The 16,286-nt window shown below is 73.6% G+C and carries 8 protein-coding genes and 1 pseudogene; 8 read left to right on the top strand and 1 reads right to left on the bottom strand.

Translation table 11 applies throughout. The features are described 5' to 3' along the window. Positions 1 to 3 precede the first annotated feature (3 nt). The 8 genes and pseudogenes from trpF to AC4BEG_RS32130 all read left to right on the top strand — a co-directional run bounded on the left by trpF (position 4) and on the right by AC4BEG_RS32130 (position 15,612). Positions 4 to 669, top strand: coding sequence for a phosphoribosylanthranilate isomerase (gene trpF, locus AC4BEG_RS32095; protein WP_490703166.1), 666 nt, complete (start codon positions 4 to 6; stop codon positions 667 to 669). Further along, positions 666 to 1,385 carry a beta/alpha barrel domain-containing protein gene (locus tag AC4BEG_RS32100; RefSeq protein WP_490703167.1) on the top strand — a complete coding sequence of 240 codons (720 nt, stop codon included), beginning with the start codon at positions 666 to 668 and terminating at the stop codon, positions 1,383 to 1,385. Before trpF ends, AC4BEG_RS32100 begins: the two co-directional genes overlap by 4 nt. Next, complete coding sequence (locus AC4BEG_RS32105; RefSeq protein WP_490703168.1) at positions 1,382 to 2,842, top strand: UbiD family decarboxylase domain-containing protein; 1,461 nt, start codon at positions 1,382 to 1,384, stop codon at positions 2,840 to 2,842. The genes AC4BEG_RS32100 and AC4BEG_RS32105 overlap by 4 nt, the downstream gene beginning before the upstream one ends. 135 nt (positions 2,843 to 2,977) lie before the next feature. Then, a pseudogene (locus AC4BEG_RS32110) lies at positions 2,978 to 12,115 on the top strand (amino acid adenylation domain-containing protein); the annotation flags it as partial. 63 nt (positions 12,116 to 12,178) lie between these two features. Further along, positions 12,179 to 12,400 carry an MbtH family protein gene (locus AC4BEG_RS32115; protein WP_490703169.1) on the top strand — a complete coding sequence of 74 codons (222 nt, stop codon included), beginning with the start codon at positions 12,179 to 12,181 and terminating at the stop codon, positions 12,398 to 12,400. A gap of 8 nt (positions 12,401 to 12,408) precedes the next feature. Further along, positions 12,409 to 13,920, top strand: a complete 1,512-nt coding sequence (locus AC4BEG_RS32120) for an MFS transporter (RefSeq protein ID WP_490703170.1) — start codon at positions 12,409 to 12,411, stop codon at positions 13,918 to 13,920. 55 nt (positions 13,921 to 13,975) lie between these two features. Further along, positions 13,976 to 15,058 carry a MupA/Atu3671 family FMN-dependent luciferase-like monooxygenase gene (locus AC4BEG_RS32125; RefSeq protein ID WP_490703171.1) on the top strand — a complete coding sequence of 361 codons (1,083 nt, stop codon included), beginning with the start codon at positions 13,976 to 13,978 and terminating at the stop codon, positions 15,056 to 15,058. Further along, entirely contained in the window at positions 15,055 to 15,612 is a 558-nt protein-coding gene (locus tag AC4BEG_RS32130) for an NADPH-dependent FMN reductase (RefSeq protein ID WP_490703172.1), read from the top strand. Before AC4BEG_RS32125 ends, AC4BEG_RS32130 begins: the two co-directional genes overlap by 4 nt. Positions 15,613 to 15,982: 370 nt before the next feature. On the opposite strand, the gene AC4BEG_RS32135 is transcribed toward AC4BEG_RS32130, so the two are convergent. Beyond that, positions 15,983 to 16,270, bottom strand: a complete 288-nt coding sequence (locus AC4BEG_RS32135) for a YiaA/YiaB family inner membrane protein (RefSeq protein ID WP_201876692.1) — start codon at positions 16,268 to 16,270, stop codon at positions 15,983 to 15,985. Positions 16,271 to 16,286 lie beyond the last annotated feature (16 nt).

Raw genomic sequence — 16,286 nt, forward strand, 5'->3', positions numbered from 1 at the left:
GGGGTGACCGATGTCCACCAGCTGCGGCGGATGTCCTGCTTCCCCGTGGAACTGGCCGGGCTCTGGTACGGCGTGCCCGGCGGACGCTGGGACCTGCCGCTGGAGCGGCTGACGCGACTGGCGGACGCGGCACGGGAGATGGCCGTCGAACCGGTGCTGGTCACCCTCCTGGACGACCCCGCCCGGCTGCGGGCGGCGGTCGCCGCCTCCGGTGTCCGCTGGGTCCAGCTGCACGGCTACCCGGCACCGGCCGGGGTGCGGCGGATCCGGGCGGCACTGCCCGACGTCACGCTGGTGAAGGTGATCCATGTGCGTGCGGGGAAGGCCGTCGAGGAGCCGTTCGCCGACGCCTACCGGCGCGCGGGCGCCGATCTCTTCCTCTTCGACTCGGTGGGCGAGGACGGCCGGGTCGGCAGCACCGGCACCCCGCTGGACCCCGGGGCCGCGGCCCGGGTGCTGGACCGGGCCGAGCTGCCGTTCCTGCTGGCCGGCGGCATCAGCGCGGACGGCACCGAACGCTACGACGGGCTGCTGCGGCACAGCGGATTCCGCGGCCTGGACGTGGACAGCGCGCTGCGCGGCGATGACGGCTCGCTGCGGCTGAGCCGGGTCGACGCACTGTGGACCGCCTGGCGCGAGCGGCACGAGTCCGTGCGGTGCGCCTCATGACCGCCGCCGCGCCCGGCACCCGGGCTCCCTTCCGCGACGCACTGCTCGCCGCGCACACCCCCGTCGTCATGGAGCTGAAGCGGCGCAGCGCCCACGGCGCCGACCTCTTCCGTAACCGTACGGTGGAGCAACTGGTCACCGGATACGAGGCGTTGGGCGCCCCGGCGCTGTCGGTGGTCACCGGCGCCTGGTTCGGCGGCGATCCCGGACTGCTGGCCGAGGTGACGGCCGCCACCCGGCTGCCGGTACTGGTCAAGGACTTCCTCACCAAGGAGCGCCAACTCGCGGACGTCGCGGCGGACGGCGCGTCCGCCGTGCTGCTCACCGCGGGCCTGCTGCCGCGGACCGTGCTGCCCCGGCTCACCGAGAGCGCGCTCGCGCTGGGGCTGACCCCGTTCGTCGAGGTGACCACGGAGGAGGAGCTGCCCCGGGTCGTCCATGCCGACCGGTGCGTCATCGCCGTCAACAACAAGGACATCCGGCAGCGGGAACGCGACCTGGGCGACCCCGCCCGCAGCCACGCCCTGCTGCCCGCCGTCCTGGCCACCGGCACCACGGTGCCGGTCAGCGCCAGTGGTATCCGCACCCCCGAGCAGGCCGCCGGGCTGCTCACCGCCGGATACCGGGCGCTTCTGGTGGGCACCGGACTCCTGCTCCACGACGACCTCCCGGGCTGGTTCGCCCACCTGGCACGGACACGGGAGGGCACCCGGTGACCGGCACCACGACAACGCCCCCGCCGGGTCTGTCCCTGCGGGCGGCCCTGGCCGAGCTGTCCGCCGCCGGGCCCGGCGCCGTCCCCGCGCACGACGGCCCGGAGGACCCCACCCGGGTGGCCGACCACTACGCCCGGCGTTACGCGGGCGTCCCCGCCACCGGCCGCTCCCACGACGAACCCGCGGTGCTCTACCCGGGGGTGCGCGGCGGCCCGGTCCTGCTGGGCCTGTACGGCGACGAGGAACGGCTGCGCCGCTGGCTGCCCGGACTGCCCCCGCGTATCACCCCGGACACCGCGGACCGGCTGATGGCCGAGGCCGCCCGGCCGGAGTGCGCGCCCGTCACGGTGTCCGCTCCCGGCTGCCAACAGCACCGGCTCACCGGCGGCGCGGTGGACCTGACCGCCCTTCCGGTGCTCACCTGCACCCCGCGCGACGCGGGCCCGTATCTGACCGCCGCGCTGGTGCGCGCCGAGGACCCGGAGACGGGCGAGACCGCGCTGTCCGCCCACCGGATGCTGGTGCTGGACCGCACCCGGCTCACCCTCTGGATGGTGCCGGGGCGTCAGCTGGGGGCACTGTACGAGCGGGCGGTCGAGGACGGCCGCCCGCTGCCGGTCACCGTGAACATCGGGGTGCCGCCCGCCGCCATGGTGGCCTCCGCGCTCGGCTCCCGCTTCCTGCCCGGCGGTCTGGACAAGCTCGCCGTCGCCGGCGCGCTCGCCCGGCAGCCGGTCGCGACGGCCCCCGCTCTCACCCAGCCGGCCTCGGCACTCGCGGAGGCCGAGATCGTCCTGGAGGGGTACCTGGACGGCTCCCTCGCGGACGAGGCGCTGCCCGGTGCCCGACCCGCCGGATCCCTGCCCGAGTTCCTGGGCTACGACGGTGGCGCGCGCACCGGGCTGCCGGTGCTGACCGTCACCGCCGTCACCCACCGGTCCGCACCGCTGTACCAGGCGGTGATCGGGCCGGGGCGCGAACAGTCGCACATCCTGGGCACCGCCGGGGCGCTCTCGGCCGCGCTGTCCCTGCGCGAGGTGCTGCCGCGCGCGCCGGGTGTGCGGGTGTGCGGTATGCACCTGGCCGCGGCGGGCGGCGGCATGCTGCTGCTGACCGTCGCCGTACGGAAGGAGTCGGCCGCAGGCGACCACGCGCTGGACGTGCTCGCCCGTGAACTGCTGGACCGGCACCCGTTCGTGAAGACGGTGCTCTTCACGGACGACACCATCGCCATCGGATGCGCCGAGGATCTGCTGTGGGCGCTGCTCACCCGCTGCAACCTCGGTGCCGACACCAGGGTCTGGCCGCAGTTCCGGCCCGTCCCCATGGACCCGTCCCAGACCCCGGAGTGGGCCGCGGTCCGCCACGGCGCCGAACGCCCCCCGGGCCGGGTGTCGGTGGACGCCACGACCCCCTACGCGCTGCGCGCCCGCACCGCGCGCAGCTTCGGCCCATGACACCCCGCTGGCCGCTACCGGCCATTGCCGGTAGCGGGCACCCCCGGTTTGGGGGAGGCGCACACCACCCGTCGTTAGATTTTTCGGATTCGCAGGCTCTGGAAGGGCATTGAGGTGAATTGGAATGACACTGCCGTGCCGCTGCCCGGCACGGACAGGACCCTGCCGGAGCTGTTCGCCGCGCAGGTGGCGCGCACACCGGAACGGATCGCGCTGATCCACGAGGACGAGCGGCTGACCTACGCGGAGCTGGACGCGCGCGTGGACCGGCTGACCCGGCTGCTCATCGCCCGGGGCGTCGGCCCGGAGACCGTTGTCGCGATCACCGTGCCCCGCTCGGTCGAGCTGATCACCGCGCTGTTCGCGGTGGTCCGGGCCGGCGCCGCCTACCTCCCCGTCGACCCCGACTACCCGGCCGACCGCATCACCTACCTGTTACGGGACTCCGCGCCCGCGCTCGTCCTCAGCCACACCGCCGCCGAGGCCGTGCTACCGCCCGGCGCCCGCCCCGAGGGGCTGGAGACCGTGGTGCTCGACGCCCCGGAGACCCGCGAGCGCCTGTCCGCTGGTCCCGGCGGACCGCCCGCCCCCGCCCGCCCGTTGACCGGCCAGGACGCGGCGTACGTCATCTACACCTCCGGCTCCACCGGCCGCCCCAAGGGTGTGGTCGTCCCCCACGAGGGGATCGTCAACCGGCTGCACTGGATGCAGGCGGAGTACCGGCTGGACGCCGAGGACCGCGTCCTCCAGAAGACGCCCTCCGGATTCGACGTCTCCGTCTGGGAGTTCTTCTGGCCGCTCTCCTTCGGCGCCGCCCTGGTGATGGCCCGACCCGAGGGACACCGCGACCCGGGATACCTCACCGAGGTGATCCGCCGGGAGGGCGTCACCACCCTCCACTTCGTCCCCTCCATGCTCCAGCTGTTCCTGGAGGAACCGGCCGCCGCGCGCTGCCGGTCCCTGCGCAATGTCATCTGTAGCGGCGAGGCGCTCCCCGCCGACCTCGCCGAGCGCTTCCGCACCACCTTGGGCACCACCGCCGCGCTGCACAACCTGTACGGCCCCACCGAGGCGTCGGTGGACGTCACCTTCTGGGAGTGCGTCGCCGAACCCGGCGCGCACACCGTGCCCATCGGCCACCCGGTATGGAACACCAGGGTGCACGTCCTCGGCCCGGACCTGAGGGAAGTGGAGCCGGGGGAGACCGGTGAGCTGTACCTCGCGGGCGTCCAACTGGCCCGCGGCTACCTGGGCCGCCCCGCCCTCACCTCCGAGCGCTTCGTGGCCGACCCCGGCGGCCCGCCCGGCTCCCGCCTGTACCGCACCGGCGACCTGGCCAGACGCCGCGGGAACGGCGCGATCGAGTACGTCGGACGCGTGGACCACCAGGTCAAGATCCGCGGGGTGCGCATCGAACTCGGCGAGATCGAGGCGGCGTTCGCCACACTGCCGGGAATCGCCCAGTCCACCGTGATCATCCGTGAGGACCGCCCCGGCGACCGGCGGCTGGTCGGCTACCTCGTGCCCGAGCCAGCGGAACCCGCCGACCCCGTCGCCGTCCGCGCCCGGCTCGCCGGGCTGCTGCCCGAGTACATGGTGCCCTCCGCCGTCGTTGTCCTCGACGCCTTCCCGCTCACCCCCAACGGCAAGCTGGACCGCGCCGCCCTGCCCGCGCCGTCCGGCGCCCGTGCGCCCGAGACCGTGGGCCGGGACGCCGCGAACTCCGGTGAAGCGCTGCTGTGCGAGCTGTTCGCCGAGGTGCTGGGGCTGGACAAGGTCGGCGCCGACGAGGACTTCTTCGCGCTCGGCGGCCACTCCCTGCTGGCCACCCGGCTGGTCGGGCGGATCCGCGCCGCGACCGGCGCGGTGCTCGGCGCGCGCGGCCTGTTCGAGGCTCCCACCCCCGAGGCACTCGCCCGGCGTCTGGAGGACCCGGAGCGCGCCGACGAGGCCCGTCCGCCACTGCTCCCGGCCGTGCGGCCCGAGCGCGTCCCGCTGTCGTACGGGCAGCGGCGGCTGTGGTTCCTCAGCCGCATGGACGACATCCCGCCCGCCACCTACCACATACCCCTGGCACAGCGGCTCACCGGACCACTGGACACCGACGCCCTGCGGCGGGCCCTGGCCGACGTCAGCGACCGTCACGAGGCGCTGCGCACCGTATTCCCCTCAGACCCTGTCCGGTGGGTCTCTGAGGAGCAGCCCGCGGCGTCTGGTGCCGTGGATCGCAAGGCGGAGGATCCCCCTCGTACTGGGCGTACTCGGGCGACTCCGACAACGCGGCGAGGCGCGGTGCCAGGCGTCGCGGGCCCGATGAGATCCGCCGGACAGGGCCTGGCCGACGGGGAGCCCCACCAGAGCGTCCTGCCCGGCCATGCCCCCGAACTGCCGGTCACCGACGTCCCCGCGGCGGAGCTGTCCCGCGCGCTGACCGACGAGGCCCGACGTGGCTTCGACCTCGCCACCGAACCTCCCCTGCGCGCCCGGCTGTTCCGCCTGGCGGAGCGCGAGCACGTCCTGCTGCTGACCCTCCATCACATCGCCGCCGACGGCTGGTCGCACCAGCCCCTGCTGGACGACCTCTCCCGCGCCTACCGCGCCAGGACCGCAGGGGCCGCCCCCGACTGGGCGCCGCTACCCGTGCAGTACGCCGACTACGCCCTGTGGCAGCGGGAACTGTTGGGGGCCGAGGACGATCCGGACAGCCTCCAAGCACGCGAACTCGCCTACTGGAAGGACGCATTGGCCGGACTGCCCGACCAGCTCGGGCTGGCCACCGACCACCCCCGCCCCGCCCGTCTGGGCTACCGCGGCCACAGCCTCCCGGTCCGCTTCGACGCCACGTTGCACCAGGCCCTGCGCACCCTCGCCCAGCACCACCACTGCACCCTGTTCATGGTCCTCCAGGCGGGTCTGGCCGCCCTGCTGACCCGGCTCGGCGCGGGCGAGGACATCCCGCTCGGCGCTCCGGTGGCCGGGCGCGAGGACGAGGCGGCCGAGGGCCTGGCCGGACTCTTCATCAACACCCTGGTGCTGCGCACCGACACCTCCGGCGACCCGGCCTTCGGTGAACTGCTGGCCCGGGTGCGGGAACGGGACGTGGCCGCCTACGCCCACCAGAACGTGCCCTTCGAGCGGCTGGTCGAGGTGCTCAACCCTGCCCGCTCGATGGCCAGGCACCCGCTGTTCCAGGTACTGCTGGCCCTCCAGGGCGGCCCGCGGCCCCGGCTGCGGCTGCCCGGGGTGACCGCCGAAGCGGAGCCGGTGGCGCTGCCCGTGGCCAAGTTCGACCTGTCGTTCTACCTCGAGGAGGAACACGACGCCGACGGCCGCCCGGCTGGGATCGGCGGTGTCCTGGAGTACAGCACCGAACTGTTCGAGCGGGCCACCGCCGAGCGGCTGACCGAGCGGATGGCCCGGCTGCTCACCGACGCCGCAGCCGCCCCCGAACGTCGCCTGACCTCGCTCGCCGTCCTCGGCGACGACGAACGGGACCGGATCCTGCACCGCTGGAACGACACCGCCCACACCCCGCCCGGCCACGGGTTCGTCGAACGCTTCCAGACCCTCGCGCTCGAGAGTCCCGCCGCGCCCGCGCTCGTCACCACCGGCGCCACCCTCGACTACGCCACGCTCAACGCCCGTGCCAACCGGCTCGCCCACCACCTCATCGCCCGCGGTGCCGGCCCCGAGGACTTCGTGGCGATCGCCCTGCCCCGCACCCCCGATCTGCTGGTGGCGCTGCTGGCCGTGCTGAAATCCGGGGCCGCGTACCTGCCGCTGGACCCCGGCTACCCCGCCGACCGCGTGGCCTACATGCTCGACGACGCCCGCCCCGCGCTGGTGCTGGCCACCACCGCCACCACCGCCGCGCTCCCCGGCGAGGAGTCCGTGCCACGGCTCCTGCTCGACCTGCCCGCGACCGCGGACACCCTCGCCGGGCATCCGGACACCGACCCGGACACCGCGCACCTCCCGGCCGCCCGCCCCGCGTACGTCATCTACACCTCCGGATCCACCGGCCGCCCCAAGGGCGTGGTCGTGCCGCGCGGCGCCCTGGAGAACTTCCTGGCCGCCATGGGGGAGCGGTTCGCCCCCGGCCCCGGCGACCGGCTCGCCGCCGTCACCACCATCGCCTTCGACATCGCCGCCCTGGAGATGTACCTGCCGCTGCTCGGCGGCGCCGCCGTGGTCCTCGCCGACGAGGACACCGTCCGCGACCCGGCCGCGTTGGCCGCCCTGCTGGAGAACACCGGCGCCACCCTGATGCAGGCCACCCCCTCGCTGTGGCAGACCCTGGTCAGCCACCGCCCCGGGGCGCTGGCCGGGCTGCGCGCCCTGACCGGCGGGGAGGCCCTGCCGGACGCCCTCGCCGCGCGGCTGCGCCACCACTGCCGGAGCGTCACCAACCTCTACGGACCCACCGAGACCACCATCTGGTCCACGGTGGCCGGGCTCGACGGCGAGGACGGCCCGCCCACCATCGGCCGGCCGATGTGGAACACCCAGGTGTACGTGCTGGACGCCGCGCTGCGTCCGGTGGCCCCGGGGGTGGCCGGTGAGCTGTATCTCGCGGGCGACGGACTGGCGCGCGGCTACCGCGGCCGGCCCACCCTCACCGCCGAGCGGTTCGTGGCCTGCCCCTACGGTCCGCCGGGCACGCGGATGTACCGGACCGGTGACCTGGCCCGGTGGCGGGACGACGGACAACTGGAGTTCCTGGGCCGGGTCGACCACCAGGTCAAGGTCCGCGGCTTCCGTATCGAACTCGGTGAGATCGAGGCCGTTCTCGCCGATCTGCCCGAGGTGGCCACGGCCGCCGTCGTGGTCCGCGAGGACACCCCTGGTGACCCGCGGCTGACCGGCTACGCGGTCTCCGCGCCCGGCGCGGGCCCGGTCAGCGCGGAGGCGCTGCGCACGGCCGCCGCCCGGCGGCTGCCCGCGTACATGGTGCCCGGCGCGATCGTCGTGCTGGACGCGCTGCCGCTCACCCCCAACGGCAAGCTCGACCGCGCCGCCCTGCCCGCCCCGTCCGCCACGGCCGAGGGCCGGACCCGCGGGGGCCGCGCCCGCGGCCCGCGCGAGGCGTTGCTGTGCGAACTGTTCGCCGATGTCCTCGGACTGGCCGCGGTCGGCGCGGAGGACGACTTCTTCGCCCTGGGCGGCCACTCCCTGCTCGCCATCCGGCTGATCACCCGCGCCCGTACCCTCCTCGGACGGGCGCTGAAGGTCCGCCACCTGTTCGAGTCGCCCACCCCCGCCTCCCTGGCCCAGCACCTCGACGGCGAGCGCGGCGAGCGGGAACCCCTGGCCCGTACCGCGGACCGCCCCGCCGCCGTACCGCTCTCCTTCCAGCAGCAGCGGCTGTGGTTCCTCAACCGCTTCGAGGACGACGGGGCGCTCTACAACATCCCACTGGTGCTCCGGCTCGACGGCCCCCTGGACCGCGACGCGCTCACCGCGGCCCTCGCCGATCTGACCGCACACCAGGAGTCGCTGCGCTCGGTGTTCCCGGACGGCGAGGGGGAGCCCCGGCAGCGGGTCATGGACGGCGACGAGGCGCGGCCCCGGCTGGAGCACCGGAGGTGCGAACGCGCCGCCGTGGACGACACCGTCCGTGAACTGTCCCGGCGCGGTTTCGACCTCACCCGTGAACTCCCGCTCCGCGCCCACCTGCTGGAGCTGGCACCCGAGGAACACGTCCTGCTGCTGGTGCTCCACCACATCGCCGCCGACGGCCCCTCCACCACCCCGCTCACCCGCGACCTGTCCCGGGCCTACGCCGCCCGGACCACCGGCGCCGCCCCCCGCTGGGAGCCGCTGCCCGTCAGCTACGCCGACTACGCGCTGTGGCAGCGCCGCACGCTCGGCACCGAGACCGACCCCGGCAGCGGGCTCTCGCGCCAGCTCGCCTTCTGGCGGTCCGCCCTCGACGGTCTGCCCGACCAGCTCAACCTGCCCGCCGACCGGCCCCGGCCCGCCATCGCCGGATACCGCGGCGGCACCGTCCCGGTGGACATCGACCCCGGGCTGCACCGGCGGCTCGGCGACATGGCCCGCGCCGCGGGCGCCACCGTCTTCATGGCGCTCCAGGCCGCCCTGGCCACTGTGCTCACCCGGCTCGGCGCCGGAGAGGACATCCCGCTCGGCAGCCCCGTGGGCGCCCGCACCGACGCCGCCCTGGACGGTCTGGTCGGCTTCTTCGCCAACACCCTCGTGCTGCGCACCGACACCTCCGGCGATCCCACCTTCGCCCAACTCCTCAGCCGGGTACGGGAATCCGACCTGGCCGCCTTCGGCCACCCCGACCTGCCGTTCGAGCGGCTGGTGGAGGTGCTCAACCCGGCCCGCTCGCTCGCCCGGCACCCCCTGTTCCAGGTGCTGCTGGCCTTCCAGGACAGCCTGCGCCCGGAGCTCGCCCTGCCCGGCATCGACGGCATCGTCGAGATCCCGCACCTGGGCACGGCCCGCTTCGACCTCGCCGTGGACCTCACCGAGCGGCGCGCGGCGGACGGCACGCCCGACGGCATCAGCGGTGTGCTGGAGTACAGCGCCGACCTCTTCGAGGAGACCACCGCGCGCCGTATCGCGGGCTATCTGCTGCGGGTGCTGCGCGCCGTCGCCGAGGACCCCGCGCAGCCGCTCAGCCGGATCCCCCTGCTCCCCGACGAGGAACGCGAGCGGATCCTGCACACCTGGAACGACACCGCCCGCGAGCTGCCGGTCCGTACCCTGCCCCGGCTGTTCGAGGAGCAGGTGCGGCGGACCCCCGGCCACGACGCCGTGGTCTTCGCCGGCCGGACCGTCAGCTACGAGGAGTTGAACGAGCGGGCCAACCGGCTCGCCCACCACCTCATCGCCCAAGGCGTCGGCCCGGAGGACTTCGTCGCCCTGGTCGTGCCGCGCTCCGTCGAGATGGTCGTGGCCCTCCTCGCCACCGTGAAGGCCGGTGCGGCGTATCTGCCCGTCGACCCCGCCTACCCGGCCGAGCGCATCCGCCACATGGTCCACGACGGCCGGCCGGTGCTGGCCCTGACCACCACCGCGGTGGCGGACACGGTCCCCGGCGAGATCCCCGCACTCGTACTGGACGACCCGGCGACCGTCGATGTCCTGGCCGGACTGCCGTCCCACGACCCGGCCGACGCCGACCGGCGGGCCCCGCTGAGCCCCGCCCACCCGGCGTATGTCATCTACACCTCCGGCTCCACCGGGCTGCCCAAGGGCGTCGTGGTCACCCACACCGGTATCGCCGCCGTCGCCGGAGTGCATATCGCACGTCTCGGCCTGGACGAGACCAGCCGCTTCCTCCTGCTGGTCTCCCTGTCCTTCGACGTGTCGATGGCCGACATCGCCATGACCCTGGTCTGCGGCGCGGCGCTGGTCGTCCCCGAGCCGGGACAGCCGGTGTTCGGCGACGGACTGGGCGAACTCATCAGCACCCACGCCATCACCCACACCGACCTCGTGGCACCCATGCTCGCCTCACTGCCCGAGGGTGCCTTGCCCACCCTGCGCGGCTGCGTCGTCGGCGGCGAGGCGCTCTCCGCCGACCTGGTGGAGCGCTGGGCGCCCGGCCGCCGCGTGATGCAGGTCTACGGCCCCACCGAGGCCACCGTGGTGACGACGATGAGCAGCCCGCTGACCCCGGACGGCACCGCCCCGCCCATCGGCCGCCCGGTGTGGAACGCCCGGGTGTATGTGCTGGACGGCGCGCTGCGGCCGGTGCCGCCGGGGGTGGCCGGTGAGCTGTATCTCGCGGGCGACGGACTGGCCCGCGGCTACTGGGACCGGGCGGTGCTCACCGCCGAGCGGTTCGTGGCCTGCCCCTACGGCCCGCCCGGCGCGCGGATGTACCGGACCGGTGACCTGGCGCGCTGGCGGGACGACGGACAACTGGAGTTCCTGGGCCGGGTCGACCACCAGGTCAAGATCCGCGGCTTCCGTATCGAACTCGGCGAGATCGACGCGGCGCTGGCCAAGCACCCGGCCGTCGCCTCCGCCGTGACCGTGGCCCGCACCGCCGACGACGGCAACCGTTACCTGGTCGGCTACGCGGTGCCGGGCGACGGCGCCACCCTCGCCTCCGCCGAGGTCCGCTCGTTCCTGGCCGGGGCGCTGCCCGAGCACATGGTGCCCGCGGCCGTCGTCGTCCTGGACGAACTGCCGCTCACCCCCAGCGGCAAACTCGACCGCAAGGCCCTGCCCGAACCCACCCTGGACGTCCAGGTGTCCGAACGCGGCCCGCGCACCGTCCACGAAGAGCTGCTGTGCGAGTTGTTCGCCGAGGTGCTGGGGCTGCCCCGGGTCGGCATCGACGACAACTTCTTCTCCCTGGGCGGCCACTCCCTGTTGGCCACCCAGCTGATCAGCCGCATCCGCTCGGTGCTCGGCACCGAGCTGGGCATCCGCGGCCTGTTCGAGACCCCCACGGTCGCCGGGCTCGCCGACCGCCTCGCGGACCGGCCCACCGGGGGCGCCCCGCGCGACGACTTCGACGTGGTGCTGCCGCTGCGGGCGCAGGGCCACCTCCCGCCGCTGTTCTGCGTCCACCCCGCCGCGGGCATCAGCTGGGTGTACTCCGGGCTGCTGCGCCATGTGGAGCCCGAGCGGCCGGTGTTCGGGCTCCAGTCCCGCGGTCTGACGGACCCGGACGCCGCGCCCGCCGACGTGGCGGAGATGGCCGAGGACTACGTGGCCCGGATCCGGGAGATTCAGCCGCACGGCCCGTACCACCTGCTGGGCTGGTCCTTCGGCGGCGCCGTGGCCCATGAGATGGCCGTCCTGCTACGCGCCGCCGGGGAGCGGGTGGCGCTGCTCGCGCTGCTCGACAGCGGCGTCGGCGGCGGGACCGGCGGCACCGCCCCGTCCGGCCCCGGGCCCCTGATCCAGCTGCTGGAATCGCTGGGCCACACGGTGCCGGACGACCCCGCCGACCTCACCCCGGCGGGCGTGCTGCGGCTGCTGCGGGCCGAGTTCAGCCCGCTGGCCGCCCTCGGCGAGGACCGCCTCGCCGCCGTCGTCACCACCTTCACCGACAACGCCCGCCTGGCCGACGGATTCACCCCCGGGGTCCACGACGGGGACCTGCTCTGCTTCACCGCGGCCGAGGGCGATCCGGACGACGGCGAAGAACGCCACGCGGCCTGGACACCCCATGCCACCGGCCGCGTCCGGCACCACCCGGTGCCCTGCGCGCACGGCGCCATGGTCCAGCCGGCCGCGCTCGCCGTGATCGGACCGGTCCTGGCCCGCGCGCTGGCCGACACCTGAGATCCGCCCCGACCCGAGCACCGCCCACCCGCGATCCACCCGCGATCCAGACGAAGGACGACCATGCAGACCAATCCGTTCGAGGACCCGGAAGCCCGCTTCCTCGCCCTGGTGAACGACGAGGGCCAGTACTCCCTGTGGCCCCACGCCCTGGAGGCCCCCGCGGGGTGGCGCACCGCCTTCGGGCCCGCCGCCCGTCAGGATGCCCTCGACCACATCGAGAACCATTGGACCGATATGCGCCCGCTCAGCCTCATCCGCGCCACCGACACCGCACGCTCCTAGGAGTCCCCATGACCAACGGCAAGGCGCGGACGGACACCCGCACCACCCCACCCGGCGGGCCGCTCACCACGGCTCGGGAGCGGCTGCGCAGGCCGTGGTACGCGCTGTTCGCGGTCTGCTTCGCCCAGGCCGTCGTACTGCTCGACACCACCGCGGTCAATGTCGCGGTGCCCGCCATCACCACCGGCCTGGACACCGGGCTCACGCAGGTGCTGTGGGTGATCAACGCGTATCTGCTGTCCTTCGCCGTGCTGTTGGTCACCGGCGGTCGCCTCGCCGACCTCTTCGGCTCCCGCCGTGTCTTTCTGGCCGGTCTGCTGCTGTTCACCCTGGCGTCGGCCGCCTGCGGATTCGCCCAGGACCCCGGCCAGGCCATCGCCGCGCGGGCGCTCCAGGGCGTCGGCGGCGCACTGCTCACCCCGCAGACCCTGGTGATCATCAATCAGATGTTCCCGGCCGAGCGGCGCGGCGCGGCGCTCGGGGTCTGGGGCTCCTTCGCGGGCATCGTGGCCGCCGCCGGACCCACCGTCGGCGGACTGCTGGTGGCCTCGCTGGGCTGGCGCTGGATCTTCTACATCAACATCCCGATCGGTCTGATCGGCGGCGCGCTGGTGCTGCTCGCCGTGCCCCGGATGGCCGGCCGCGGCCGGCCGCGGATCGACATCGTGGGATCGGTCCTGCTGTCCCTCGCCATGCTCTGCGTCGTCTACGGGCTTCTGGAGGGCGAGTCGCACAACTGGGGGACGGTATGGGGACCGGTCACCGTCCCGGCCCTGGTCGTCGCCGGACTGCTGGTACTCGGCGTGTTCTTCCTCGTCGAGCGCGGGCGTCAGGAACACGATCCGCTGGTCCCGTTCGCGGTCCTGCGCGACCGCAACTTCACCTTGATGTCCGCCGTGGTGTGCGTCCTGCCCTGCGGACTCGGCGGAATGCTGCTGCTGACGGGGCTGTATCTCCAGGACGTCCAGCACCTGTCCGCGTTCCGCGCCGGGCTGATGATCGCCGTCGCCCCCCTGGTGTCGGTGTTCATCGCGCCGTACTCGGGACGGCTCACCGACCGGTTCGGCGGCAAGTACGTGATGATCACCGGGCTGCTCTCGTTCTCCGGCGGTATCGCGCTCATCGCCGCCCTGATCCGGGCCGACTCCGGGGCCTCCGCCACGCTCCCCGGGCTGGCGTTGATCGGCGTCGGCATGGGCGTGGCCTTCGCGCCCGCCAGCGTCGTCGCCTTCAAGGACATCGACCCCGCGATGGCCGGGGCGGCGTCCGGGCTGTTCAACACCACCCGGCTGTGCGGCAGTCTGCTCGGCAGCGCGGCCGTCGGAGCGCTGCTCCAGACCCAGCTGGACCGCACCGACATGACCACCGCCATCCGCATCACCTATCTGCTGCCCGTCGCCATCATGCTGGCCGGCGCCGTCGCCACCCTCGCCGTCCGCGCGCAGCCGGCCGCGCGGGCCGCGGAGGCGGCCGCCCCGCTGCCCGGCACGGAGGCGACATCCGAGGCGGCCGGCGGCTGACCGCCGCCGCGCCCCGCCCACCCGGAACGCCTCAGACCTCAGGGAGAAGCATCCGATGGACTTCAGCCTCTTCTACTTCGCGGCCGGCCAGGAGGCCGGTGCCGACGGCTACCGGCTCCTGCTGGACGGCGCCCGATTCGCCGACCGCCACGGCTTCAGCGCCGTGTGGACGCCCGAGCGTCACTTCCACGAGTTCGGCGGCCCCTACCCCAATCCGGCGGTGACCGGCGCCGCGGTGGCCGCGGTCACGACACGGATCGGCATCCGGGCGGGCAGCGTCGTCGCCCCCCTGCACCACCCGCTGCGCCTGGCCGAGGAGTGGTCGGTGGTGGACAACCTCTCCGGCGGCCGGGTCGGGCTCTCCTTCGCCTCCGGCTGGCACGCCCGGGACTTCACCCTGCGCCCGGAGAACTACGCCGACCGCCGCCGCATCCTCAACGACACCATCGGGACCGTCGAGCGGCTGTGGCAGGGGGAGTCCATAACCCTGCCCGACGGCGAACGGGAACCGGCCGAGGTACGCACCTTCCCCCGGCCCGTCCAGCCCCGGCTGCCGGTCTGGGTGACCAGCGCGGGCAGCCCGCAGACCTTCCAGGAGGCCGGGCGCCGCGGCTACGGGCTGCTGACCCACCTGCTCGGCCAGGAACTGCCCGACCTGGAGAAGAAGATCGCCGAGTACCGGGCACATCTGCCCGGGGACGAGGCGCCGCGCAACCCCGCGGCCGGCAAGGTCGCACTGATGCTGCACACCTTCCTCGGCACGGACAAGGACGCGGTCCGCGAGACCGTCCGTGAGCCGTTCACCGCGTACATCCGCAGCTCCCTCGGCCTGATCATGAAGGCGGCCGGGGACATCCTGCCGGGTGTCGATCCGGACGACCTCGACCCCGACGACACGGAATTCCTCGTCCAGCGCTCCTTCGACCGCTACTTCTCCACCGGTGGTCTCTTCGGCACCGTGGAGGACACTCTTCCGCTCTTGGCGCGGCTCGAGGCCATCGGTGTGGACGAGGTGGCCTGTCTGATCGACTTCGGCGTCGACCCGGATCAGGTGCTGGCCGGACTGGAGCACCTCGGTGAACTGCGCGCCGCCTGGGACCTGCGGCAGGGTGGCGACGACGTCCGGAGCACCCGATGAAACTGTGTCTTGTCTCCGGCACCACCGCGGCCGTCTCCGGGTGCCACCGGCTCACCGCGCTCATCCGCGACCGCGCGGAGGACGCCGGGTTCGACACCCGGGAGCTGGACCGTGCCCTGCTCACGCTGCCCGTCCTGGCCCCCGAACGCTATGTCTCCGGTGAGCTCTTCGAGGACCTGGACGTCCGCCGGCTACTCAAGGAGGTGGCGGAGGCCGACGCGGTCGTGCTGACCACCCCCGTACAGCACGGAAGCCTGTCGGGTGCCCTGAAGAACGCGCTGGACCATCTGCCCTCCACCGCGCTGCGCGGCAAACCGGTGCTGCTCGCCTCCGCCGCCGCCAGCCTCTACAACGGCGCCACCGCCTGCGACCATCTGCGGTCGGTGGTCCGCGCCCTGGGCGGCTGGTCCGCACCCACTCAGATCGTGGCCGAGCGCGCGGAGCTGGCCCGCCCCGAGGCGGCCGACGCGCTGCGCGGCCGGATCGACACGGGGCTGGCCGAACTGCTCCCGCTGATCCGGGCATTCCGCGAGGCCCCCGCGTCGCTGGTGTGAGCACACTGTGTTCAGGCGGAGTCAGCGGAGTCGCGCCCCGCTCATGAAGGGCGGGTTCCCCGGTCAGGGAGCCCGCCCGGCCCGCCCAGAAACATCAACATGACTCCGCACACGAACACTTCTTGTCGTATATTGAGCGAATGAGCTCACATGACCAGGAGCCTCGACCTCCGATGACATTCGTCGGCAAGATAGACAACGCGCTGGCGATATTGCTCATCATCGGTATGGCCTACGGGTTGTACTGGCTGGCCTCAAGCGTGGCCTCGTCCTACATAGGGTTCTTCTCATGACGTGCCCGGGCTGGTCAGCAGCGGTTGCTTCGATGGGTTGAATGCCGTCGCGACCCCGCCATGGACCCTCGCGCTGGTCACAGCTTTTCGAAGGGGTCGTGCTCGGCGAGCAGCTTCTCCACCCGCGCCTGGTCGACCCGGCTGACGATCTGCCCGGCCTCCTGCCGGTCCCGGATCACCTTGGCCAGAGTGAAGGCCGAGGTCACCAGGTAGAGCACGGCGATGGCCAGGAAGCCGCGGACCCAGGCGTTGGCGTCCAGCCGGAAGATGCCGATGGCGGTGGCCGCCATCGCGACGGAGAAGGAGGCGACCGCCTGACCGTAGAACGCGGCCGTGCTCTGTTGTTTGACCGGTGTCTCACTCATGCGGACAAGGATCGGT

The organism is Streptomyces sp. JLBJ103 (assembly GCF_058215575.1).

Excerpts from the sequence above, each read along its gene's own strand:
- AC4BEG_RS32100 (WP_490703167.1), top strand. The coding sequence starts at position 666 with ATGACCGCCGCCGCGCCCGGCACCCGGGCTCCCTTCCGCGACGCACTG.
- AC4BEG_RS32115 (WP_490703169.1), top strand. The coding sequence starts at position 12,179 with ATGCAGACCAATCCGTTCGAGGACCCGGAAGCCCGCTTCCTCGCCCTG.
- AC4BEG_RS32120 (WP_490703170.1), top strand. The coding sequence starts at position 12,409 with ATGACCAACGGCAAGGCGCGGACGGACACCCGCACCACCCCACCCGGC.
- AC4BEG_RS32125 (WP_490703171.1), top strand. The coding sequence starts at position 13,976 with ATGGACTTCAGCCTCTTCTACTTCGCGGCCGGCCAGGAGGCCGGTGCC.
- AC4BEG_RS32130 (WP_490703172.1), top strand. The coding sequence starts at position 15,055 with ATGAAACTGTGTCTTGTCTCCGGCACCACCGCGGCCGTCTCCGGGTGC.
- AC4BEG_RS32135 (WP_201876692.1), bottom strand. The coding sequence starts at position 16,270 with ATGAGTGAGACACCGGTCAAACAACAGAGCACGGCCGCGTTCTACGGT.